This is a genomic window from Aeromonas sp. s6 (genome assembly GCF_040907815.1).
Taxonomy (GTDB): Bacteria; Pseudomonadota; Gammaproteobacteria; order Enterobacterales; family Aeromonadaceae; genus Aeromonas; species Aeromonas caviae.
Genome location: NZ_JBFOCN010000026.1, coordinates 1 through 3521, shown reverse-complemented (window position 1 = coordinate 3521; position 3521 = coordinate 1). Strand labels below are relative to the sequence as shown.

The 3521-nt window shown below is 52.1% G+C and carries 3 protein-coding genes; 1 reads left to right on the top strand and 2 read right to left on the bottom strand.

Features of this window, described 5'->3' with window-relative positions:
- Together AB5Y50_RS02650 and AB5Y50_RS02645 are read right to left on the bottom strand one after the other, a co-directional pair.
- The coding region (locus AB5Y50_RS02650; RefSeq protein ID WP_210600941.1) for an IS1595 family transposase at positions 1-905 on the bottom strand (905 nt) is incomplete at its 3' end.
- 128 nt (positions 906-1033) lie between these two features.
- Positions 1034-1651: a cytochrome c gene (locus AB5Y50_RS02645; protein ID WP_180911314.1), complete on the bottom strand. Its 618-nt coding sequence runs from the start codon at positions 1649-1651 to the stop codon at positions 1034-1036.
- A 143-nt stretch (positions 1652-1794) separates the two neighbouring features.
- On the opposite strand from AB5Y50_RS02645, the gene yihA reads away from it, so the two are divergent.
- Positions 1795-2448, top strand: coding sequence for a ribosome biogenesis GTP-binding protein YihA/YsxC (yihA, locus tag AB5Y50_RS02640; RefSeq protein WP_042015244.1), 654 nt, complete (start codon positions 1795-1797; stop codon positions 2446-2448).
- The last annotated feature ends 1073 nt before the right edge of the window (positions 2449-3521 follow it).

The window sequence follows — 3521 nt, the reverse complement described above, 5'->3', positions numbered from 1 at the left end:
ACATTCACTTCCCGCCCGTAGCGCTCCAACATCCTTCGCCAACCCAGATAATTTCTCAGATAGTGGGTCGCTACCCCATGGAACCGCTCCATCCACTCTTTCAACCGACGGTGATATCCGTTTACATGCTGGATATGGTACGCGCCAACCACACGCTCGCCTTGGCGATTGCGCACGACCTGATGGGTCACTCCCTGCGCTTTGCTGAAACTGGCATACACCCCGGCGCCGTCGCTACACAACACCGCATCTGACGAGACAAGGGGTGTCAAAACAGCTATCACCGTCTCGGCATTCATTTTCTCCAACTGAAAATCCGCATGGTGACCAGCCCGGTCCTGAACCACCATCACCGGGATGTAATCCGGCCCTGTGCCTCGGGTACGGCCTTTGCCCCCACGGTGGCGGGCCGGGCGGGGCAAACCACGTTGCCCTTTAAACGACTCCAAGAAGAAGGTCTCATCAACCTCGACGATACCCCCTTCCCGTGCCGCCTGGTGACTCGCCATGGCTTTCAGGAAGCGGTGACGCCACAAGAAGGCGGTGTTTTTACAGACTCCGCAGCGGACGGCAGCCTGTCGGACGGTCAGACCGTCGATGAGGGCCTGGGCGTAGTCTTCCCAGCATTGTGCCTTGCGAAGTCGAGCCAGAGGCGTCTTGGTGAGAACGGAACTGGTGCGTAGACACTGCTTGCAGCGATAACGACGCAGCCCTCGACTCCAACCCCAGGGAGCCAACTGCGTAGCCTCGGCCTGACAGTGAGGGCAACATCGACAAGCGGGGAGTTGAGCGGCCAGCGAGGTGATTGGGTGAGGGGTAGTGAGTTCATGTTGCGCGAGGCGACGCTGGCGCATGGTGAGCTGTGGAAAGAGAGACAGTAGATGTTGAAAGGCTTGGGTATCCATGATGGAGGCCCTCAGGGTGATGACCTACTTCAAGGTTAGCCTTTCAACATGTAATTGGGACAGCGCCAAAAAAAACAGGGAACACAATGGTTCCCTGTTCTTTTCAACAAGCTAACTAACAGGCTATATCAGTGAAGCCCCGCCACATACTTGGAGAGCGCCTCGATGTCCTGATCCGTCAGCTTCTTGGCCACATCCCGCATCATGCCATTGGGATCGTTGTCGCGGGTCGCCGAACGAAAAGCGGTGAGCTGGGCCTTGATATAGGAGGGATGCTGCCCTGACAGGCTGGGGTACTTCGCTTGCTCGACGCCGGAACCCCGTGGGCCATGACAGGCGGTACAGGCGGCCAGGCCTCGCTCCATGTCTCCCCCCATATAAAGCGCCTTGCCTGCGGCAACCACATCATCGGGCACGGCAACCGGCGTCACCTTCTGGCTGGAGAAATAGGCGGCAAGATCGTCCATATCCTGCTCGGACAACGGCAACGCCATGGGTCCCATGACGGGCGCAACCCGACCAGTTTGGCCAGAAGCTGCAGCCTTCAGTTCAACTAATTGTTTTTTGATATATGATGCGTGCTGACCAGCAATCTTGGGATACATGTCGACTGGGCTGTTGCCGTCCGGTCCATGACAGGCCGCACAGACGGCAGCCTTGGTTTGTCCCGCAGCGGCATCGCCCTTGGCTTGTGCCATCCCAGTTACGCCAACCATCAGAGCAAGTGTAATGACTAGGTTCTTCATGGCGTTCCAACTTTCTCGTTATTAGGCTTCCAGATCCCATGCCGCCGAAGGCATGTTAAAATAAACGCGTTCAAGCGACGCCATTTTACACTATTTCACAAAAAAGTAACTCTATAACCCTCTATCTCTATGGGGAATTTACGTTGGATACACAAACTCTGAATTTCAATAAGGTGCATTTTGTGACCAGCGCACCCGACATCCGCCACCTGCCAAATGATGGGGGTGTCGAGATTGCGTTTGCCGGTCGTTCCAACGCTGGCAAATCGTCTGCATTGAATACCTTGACCAAACACAAGAACCTGGCGCGTACCAGTAAGACCCCTGGCCGTACTCAGCTGATCAACCTGTTTGAGCTGGAACCGGGCAAACGCCTGGTCGACTTGCCCGGCTATGGATATGCCCAGGTTCCGCTGGAAATGAAGCTCAAGTGGCAAAAGTCACTGGCTGAATACCTGCAACGACGGGAGTCCCTGAAAGGGCTGGTGATCCTGATGGACATCCGCCATCCGCTCAAGGAAACCGACATGAACATGCTGGAATGGAGTTCACACCGTGAACTACCGGTGATGCTGTTGCTGACCAAGGCGGACAAGTTAAGCCCGGGGCCCCGCAACAACCAGGTGATCAAGGTTCGTCAGGCGGTGGCAGAACTGGGCCCGCAGATCCAGGTTGAAGCATTCTCTTCTCTGACCAATATCGGCGTCGAGAAGCTGGCCCAGACCCTGAGCGGCTGGTACCTGTCCGAAGCAGACAACGCCCAGGTAGACGACGAAGATAATCAGAACGAGGAGTAAACGACTCCTCTCCCTGGCTGCAATTGGCGGAGTTGGACCTCCGCTGATTGAAAGGCTTTCATGATCCCCCCATCTCCGAGCCCTCCCTCCCCGCCTTCGCCACCTCTGAAGAAAAACCTCAAAAAATATATTTAAATCATACTGATAGCATGTTTAGACGCGAAAAGAATTAACTAATCATCAACCTGATACCGTTTTCATGGATATCGAGTAAAAAATCAGAATTGAAGGCTGTAACAAACGAAACTGAAATTTAATTACACTATGGGGCAATGTAGGGATAAAAATGAGGCCGGTCTTGCCATTGCAAACCGGCCTGAAGAAATGAGTTCAAAAATTTGGGAAAAAGCGAGTTCTCGAGAACAAAGACGATTGGTTTTCCTCAAGAAACGCCTTCATTCTAACAAAGAACGGCAACAATTAAAGCATTTACTCTAAATGTTGCGCATAAAAAAACGCCCCGACGATGACTCATCGGGGCTGCTATTCAGCCACATTCAATTACGTGAAATAAAAGGTCTGAAAGATAGAACATCTTACCTCTGTACCCTACGCCGACAACTGTACAGCAAAGCAGCAGGAAGTGAAAGTAATTTATGTAATTTAGTTTCAATGGTAGGAAAAAGAAAAAATATTCATAATTTTCATGCAGATAAAAAAATCCCCAGTACGAATACCGGGGAGTTATAAAGGTGACTAGCTAGCACTTCCTCAACTATCCAGTTAGTCAGCAGTCCGTTACAGAAGTTCCGCTGCTTTGAGAAAAAACTCAAAAAATTCTGCGAGTGACGGCAAAGTAAAAGTAACTTATTGTTACGCAATGGTTTTATAAAAATGGCACCTGTTCTGCCACACACCCACCGCAGAACGACCGTTTCACATCACACGTGCCGTGCCGTGCCGCATCACGAGGGATGCCCTTATCCAGCGATGCAAAATCTCTACATCAGATCTGCCGACCGCCCAATAGAGCGCACTAGCTGTACAGATCTAGTTATCACCTGACACCGGCCTCAAACCGGTGTCTTGTTTACGCTACTTTAGTGCGCACTTCCTTCGGTATCAATTTCAGA